Source organism: Pricia sp. (assembly GCF_041745955.1).
In the GTDB taxonomy this organism is placed as follows: domain Bacteria; phylum Bacteroidota; class Bacteroidia; order Flavobacteriales; family Flavobacteriaceae; genus Pricia.
Genome location: NZ_JBGTHY010000312.1, coordinates 1 through 5768, shown reverse-complemented (window position 1 = coordinate 5768; position 5768 = coordinate 1). Strand labels below are relative to the sequence as shown.

The following is a 5768-nucleotide window of genomic DNA, read 5'->3' as shown; positions in this document are numbered from 1 at the left end:
TTTCTTATGCTTGCGGGAAGGTTAGAGCTTTTTACCGTGCTTATCCTATTAACCCCCTATTTTTGGAAGCGTACGTAACCGGTCTTAGTCCCCGTTGGTTTTGTCGGATGCCGAGTCAAGCTCCCGTAGAATCTGGTTCACGTCTTCTTCGGTCGTAGCGAGCTTGTTTTTGCAGATAGCGATCAAATGGGATGCCCTTTTTACTTTTTCGGAAAGCTCGTCCACCGAAATTTCACCTTGCTCGATTTCAGTGACGATTTCCTGTAATTCTTCAAAGGCTTCCGTATATTTAGGATGGTCGTTTTCGTTCATTTTTTCTAGGGTTTTTTAGTTGAATTAACCGTACTCGAAACGCTGCCTTCGTACAAGACCGTCGTAAGCGAATCGCCTACTTTTACCTGATTTGGGGAGCGTACCGATTTCCCGTTCAATTGGGTGATACTATAGCCTCTTTTAAGTACGTTTTGCGGACTGAGATTGTGAATGTTCTTTTCTACATTCTTCAAGCGCAGTGACTTTCGTTCGAGCTGCCGTTGAATATCCTTTTTCAGGTTTGCCGTGAGTTGCCAAATATGATGCTTTTCGGCCGCACAGAATTGGTAGGTACCTCTCCTGATGTCTTCTCCTGCAGAGGTCAACACCTTCTTTTCGTTTCCGAACCGAAAACGGGATTGCTGCGAAAGGGATTGTGCCTGCTGCATGACCTGGTTCTTTTTTTGGTCCAGTATATTCCGGGTAACCGAACGCAACCATTTTACTTCGGCCGCGAAATTGGTTTTTGCGTCCCGGATCAATCGCCGGCTCCGGTCACTGATTTTTTCTTCCGCCTTATGGACGGGCACGGAGAAATCGTGAAACTTTTGGATCAAGAACTCTGCCAACTTGGTAGGGGTGATGGCATTTTCATGGGCTATCAGTTCCGCGACCGTTTCGTTGGTGGAATGGCCGATACCGGTAATCACGGGGATGGGAAATTCCGCAATTTCTTTGGCCAGGTCGTAGTTGTTGTAACAGGATAATCCGATATCACCACCGCCGCCCCTAACGATGGCCACCACATCAAAATGATGGATGACTTTTCTGATGTTTCCCAATTGTGCGATTATGGTTCGTACCGCATTATCGCCCTGTAGAAGTGAGGGAAAGAGATATTGGAAGAACCTATAGTTCCAGCTACTGCCCGCCGATGCGAATACGTTGATAAAGTCCGCATACCCTTTGCTGGTCTCTACGGAAATAATGGCTATTCGTTGTGGCAATACCGGAAGTTCAAGCTGCTTGTTTTTGGAGAAAATACCCTCAAGCCGTAGTCTGTGGATAGTATCCTGTTTTTCCTTTTCAAGGTCGCCCAAGGTGAAGCTTGGGTCGATATCGTTGATCTGTAATGTCAAACCATATTTGGGGTCGAAATTAATTGTGGCGGAGAACAAAATCTTGATGCCGTCCTTGAGCGGCTCTTTAAGTACCCGATGAAAGTTGGTATTGATCCTTTGATAATCCCCCTTCCATAAAATAGCGCTGATTTGGGCGATGACCTTCCCCCCTTTCTTTTCCACCAGTTCAGGATAGCAGTGCCCCGACCTTTGATAATGGTTCAGTTTGTTCATCTCCGACTTTACCCAAAAGGCAGTTTGGTAGCGATTGGCAATCGTCTTTTGGATGCTTTTTGTTACCTCGAGCAGGGAGAATATTTGTTTGCCGTTTAATTTTTCGGACATCAGGGTGGTGTTTCGGATTTATCCAGTGGTCTGGACTATGGCAATTGCAACCGTTGATACTACCTGATTCAAAACCCACAAGAGGACTATTCAGGAGAGGTCAAAGATAAGTTTAGATTTTCAATATTTGCAAAGGGTCAGATATACTATTCCCCAAAAAATACGTTTAACTAAAAGAGAAACCTTACAAAGTTTCCTACGAACGATTGGAAAATCGAACATTTAATCGAAAACGAAAAGGCCTTCAAAGAGCTTACCATTTCGCTCGTTACTAGTATCTTGCCGTAATCAATACGAAGAGAATGAAAAATTTCTTGAACATTTTGGGTATTTCGCTGGTATTCCTTACCGGATCGGTGCAAGCCCAAAACTGCACTTTGGACATCGGTGGAAAGCATGCCGAAACCATGGTTACGGTGTTTCAATTGAACGAAGCCCAGGTTGCGACCATGGAAACCTTGCAGAGACTTCTTGCAGTGGAAACTGGACATCTGGAAGAACAAATCGAAAAACTTTTGGCCGAACACCCGCAAAGCACCGAGGAAGAATTGATAAAACTTGCCGACAAATACAAAGTATTGCAGCAAAAAATCGTTACGGCTTCCTATGAAAGCGATAAAAAACTCCTGTCGGAGTTCAACGCCAAACAATACGAGCGTTATCTCCTACTTTGTAAGGCTGCGATTCGCAGGCCGATTGACGTTGTCCCAAAAATTTATAACGATTCTATCGACCCGGAATAAAAGACACTTTAGCATTCCTATCCCGATAAACTTCTAAAGTAATAAACCCATAAACTTTTTTCTAAAGTTTGTACTTTTGACAAAACCACTCGGTCGTCTATGTACAAAATTTTCGTTCGCCCCCTTTTTTTTCTTTTGGATGCGGAGCGCGCCCATCACCTGACTTTTTCCCTTGTCCATTTTCTTTCCAATATCGGTTTTTCAGGTATTTTTAGGATGATATATGGTTTGGAGGATAAACGTCTGGAGCGGGATGTTTTCGGCATCCGCTTCAAAAATCCAGTGGGATTGGCCGCCGGCTTTGACAAGGATGCCAAACTCTATAATGAACTTTCGGACTTCGGTTTCGGTTTTGTGGAAATAGGTACGTTAACCCCAAAACCTCAAGAGGGAAACCCTAAAAAAAGACTTTTCCGCTTGAAACCTGACCAAGCCATCATCAATAGAATGGGCTTCAACAATCAGGGCGTTTTGGATGCCGTCGAACGCCTGAAAAAAAAACATCGTGTTTTAGTTGGGGGTAATATCGGAAAGAACAAGGTCACGCCCAATGCCGACGCCGTATCTGATTATCTGATCTGTTTCGATGCCCTCTTCGACCATGTAGATTATTTTGTGGTCAATGTCAGCTCGCCAAACACCCCGGGGTTGCGCGAACTTCAAGACAAAGAGCCATTGACAGCTTTGTTGCGTCAGCTTAAGGGTCGAAACACGATTAATGCGGAAAAGCAATCTGTCAAAGAAAAGCCAATCCTCTTAAAAATCGCTCCAGATTTAACGGACGACCAACTCCTCGATATTATATCTATTGTTGCAACCACCAAAATCGACGGTGTAATCGCCACCAACACCACCATTGTCCGTAATAATCTAAAATCGGACGCAGTGCAGACCAAAGAAACAGGTGGCCTGAGCGGAAAGCCCTTGACGCAAAGAAGCACCGAAGTCATCCGGTTCTTAACGGAGAAAAGCAATAAAGCCTTTCCTATTATCGGGGTAGGAGGTATCCATTCCCCCGAAGATGTCCTCGAAAAATTGGATGCCGGCGCAGATCTGATCCAACTATATACGGGATTTATCTATGAAGGGCCGGGTCTTGTCAAAAGGATAAATAAGGCGATATTAAAAAGGTATGAGGCACGAAATTGAACCTAACTTAAGGCAACATTGGACCTTGAATATTTACACGATCAAATGGTTACTCCTTACTAGACCAATAATCCAACACCAGAACATCCTCCAAATGCGGCCCTAGAACTTCACCGAACGCCTTATGGTCGGGATGTGGCAGATAAACGGCCCGGTCTTCCTCGCTTTCGAAGGTCAGGAAAAAAATATGTGTAAACCCTTTGTCAAGTCCCTCCGGACTATTGTTGGTGCCCCATTCGTAGGAATGAATCTGTGGAATCTTCGATGGCAGTGCGCTAAAAGCATCCTGAACCTTGCGGATATCATCCTTTGAGGCACTTTCCTTAAATTTGAACATCACTACGTGACGTAAAACGCTGTCTTGTTGCATGGTCGTTTCTGTCTTATCCGATCTTAAATACTTCCAATTGAAGGAAACCAAAGTTAAGGAGATAATAACTAGAAATAAAGTGATTGCCCGATATATAGGTTTCATAATTTACTGTATTTGATGCCAAGATATGAAAAAGAGCCGTTACTTTGACACTTGAATTACGAAACCCTATACGCCTTTTCCCTTGCGACCGCCGCATTGGCTATTTCTCCTGGTCCTGACAATTTATATGTGCTGACCCAAAGTTTGGCGAATGGCAAAAAATACGGTTTGGCAACCACAGCGGGACTCATATCGGGCTGTTTGGTGCATACCACTTTGCTAGCTTTCGGTCTATCCGTAATTATTCGGGAAAGCGATGCCTTGTTCCTAGGCATCAAAATTCTTGGGGCGGTTTATTTGCTCTATTTGGCCATTATTGTGTATCGTAGCGATTCGGCCCTGGAAATTTCGGGAGAGAAGGGGCCTAAAAAGGGATTAGGGCAACTGTTCAAACAGGGTTTTGTCATGAACGTGCTCAACCCAAAGGTCACCATCTTCTTTTTGGCTTTTTTTCCAGGATTTTTATTCAGTGATACCCTAAGTACAGTACTTCAGTTTTATGCACTAGGACTAGTATTCATGTTCGTGTCAGGGGTTATTTTTTGCGGGATAGCCGTTCTTTCGGGAACCATATCCAAATTTCTTGTCCACAATAAAAATGTCGGCCCGGTGCTGAAATGGTTACAGATTATCGTATTCATCGGTATTGCTTTGTATCTGCTGCTATCGGAGAAATAATAGTAAATTTGATACGATTATCGAATTCCCAATGTCCGAAAAAGTAAAACTGATTGAATGTCCCCGTGATGCCATGCAAGGTATCAAGGCCTTTATTCCCACAGCGGAAAAAGTGAAGTACATTCAATCCCTGTTGGGTTGTGGTTTCGATACCTTGGATTTTGGAAGTTTTGTTTCCCCGAAAGCTATCCCCCAAATGGTCGATACGGCCGACGTGCTGGCGCAACTGAACCTGTCAAAAACGAAAAGTAAACTGTTGGCTATCGTTGCCAATGTCCGAGGGGCACAGGATGCATTCGAACATCCTGAAATAGATTACCTGGGCTATCCCTTTTCCATTTCCGAGAACTTTCAGATGCGGAATACCCATAAAACCATTGCGGAATCGGTAGACATCCTTCGGGAAATCCTAAACATTGCCGATGGTACGAACAAGCAAGTCGTGACTTATATTTCCATGGGCTTCGGTAACCCTTACGGCGACCCTTGGGATGTCGAGGTCGTAGGGGAGTGGACGGAAAAATTGGCTGATATGGGCGTGAAAATACTTTCACTTTCCGATACGGTCGGAACATCTACCCCTGAAGACATCGATTATCTTTTTTCGCATTTGATTCCCAAATATCGTGATGTCGAATTTGGGGCGCATTTACATACGACCCCGACCCAATGGCATGAAAAAGTGCATGCCGCCTATAATGCCGGATGTCGTCGGTTCGATGGCGCGGTACAGGGTTTCGGCGGTTGCCCCATGGCCAAAAACGAACTGACGGGCAATATGCCGACCGAAAAAATGCTATCCTATTTCACGGCTGCAAAAGCGGATTCAGGGGTAAATTGGATGGTTTTCGAAGCCGCCTACAATAAGGCTACGGAGCTATTTTCGGTTTTCCATTGATTTGCATGACGTTCCCGCTCTAATGAAAGGCCGAAAAGCCCAACTTTATCCTTTTTTTCGACAAGAAGCATGGCGTTGTATTCTCAGCTACATCACCTTGTTTTTCT

7 protein-coding genes are annotated in these 5768 nt (G+C 44.4%); 4 read left to right on the top strand and 3 right to left on the bottom strand.

What is annotated here, in order from left to right:
• Positions 1–84 precede the first annotated feature (84 nt).
• A complete protein-coding gene (xseB, locus tag ACEW8S_RS11370; protein WP_373518272.1) occupies positions 85–312 on the bottom strand; it encodes an exodeoxyribonuclease VII small subunit in 228 nt (75 codons plus the stop codon).
• Between the two features lie 5 nt (positions 313–317).
• Positions 318–1718, bottom strand: a complete 1401-nt coding sequence (gene xseA, locus ACEW8S_RS11365) for an exodeoxyribonuclease VII large subunit (protein WP_373518271.1) — start codon at positions 1716–1718, stop codon at positions 318–320.
• A gap of 302 nt (positions 1719–2020) precedes the next feature.
• Between xseA and ACEW8S_RS11360 the strand changes: the two genes are divergently transcribed.
• Both ACEW8S_RS11360 and ACEW8S_RS11355 read left to right on the top strand, forming a co-directional pair.
• Positions 2021–2461 carry a hypothetical protein gene (locus ACEW8S_RS11360; RefSeq protein WP_373518270.1) on the top strand — a complete coding sequence of 147 codons (441 nt, stop codon included), beginning with the start codon at positions 2021–2023 and terminating at the stop codon, positions 2459–2461.
• Positions 2462–2560: 99 nt separating this feature from the next.
• Entirely contained in the window at positions 2561–3610 is a 1050-nt protein-coding gene (locus ACEW8S_RS11355; protein ID WP_373518269.1) for a quinone-dependent dihydroorotate dehydrogenase, read from the top strand.
• Between the two features lie 49 nt (positions 3611–3659).
• Here ACEW8S_RS11355 and ACEW8S_RS11350 read toward each other — a convergent pair whose 3' ends face one another.
• Complete coding sequence (locus tag ACEW8S_RS11350) at positions 3660–4085, bottom strand: Dabb family protein (protein WP_373518268.1); 426 nt, start codon at positions 4083–4085, stop codon at positions 3660–3662.
• Positions 4086–4136: 51 nt separating this feature from the next.
• Here ACEW8S_RS11350 and ACEW8S_RS11345 point away from each other — a divergent pair, with 51 nt between their 5' ends.
• Both ACEW8S_RS11345 and ACEW8S_RS11340 read left to right on the top strand, forming a co-directional pair.
• Positions 4137–4763, top strand: coding sequence for a LysE family translocator (locus ACEW8S_RS11345; protein WP_373518267.1), 627 nt, complete (start codon positions 4137–4139; stop codon positions 4761–4763).
• A 31-nt stretch (positions 4764–4794) separates the two neighbouring features.
• The gene (locus ACEW8S_RS11340) at positions 4795–5661 is read left to right on the top strand and encodes a hydroxymethylglutaryl-CoA lyase (RefSeq protein WP_373518266.1); all 867 of its coding nucleotides are present in this window, start codon (positions 4795–4797) and stop codon (positions 5659–5661) included.
• Positions 5662–5768: the final 107 nt, after the last annotated feature.

Excerpts from the sequence above, each read along its gene's own strand:
- xseB (WP_373518272.1), bottom strand. The coding sequence starts at position 312 with ATGAACGAAAACGACCATCCTAAATATACGGAAGCCTTTGAAGAATTA.
- ACEW8S_RS11360 (WP_373518270.1), top strand. The coding sequence starts at position 2,021 with ATGAAAAATTTCTTGAACATTTTGGGTATTTCGCTGGTATTCCTTACC.
- xseA (WP_373518271.1), bottom strand. The coding sequence starts at position 1,718 with ATGTCCGAAAAATTAAACGGCAAACAAATATTCTCCCTGCTCGAGGTA.
- ACEW8S_RS11350 (WP_373518268.1), bottom strand. The coding sequence starts at position 4,085 with ATGAAACCTATATATCGGGCAATCACTTTATTTCTAGTTATTATCTCC.
- ACEW8S_RS11355 (WP_373518269.1), top strand. The coding sequence starts at position 2,561 with ATGTACAAAATTTTCGTTCGCCCCCTTTTTTTTCTTTTGGATGCGGAG.
- ACEW8S_RS11340 (WP_373518266.1), top strand. The coding sequence starts at position 4,795 with ATGTCCGAAAAAGTAAAACTGATTGAATGTCCCCGTGATGCCATGCAA.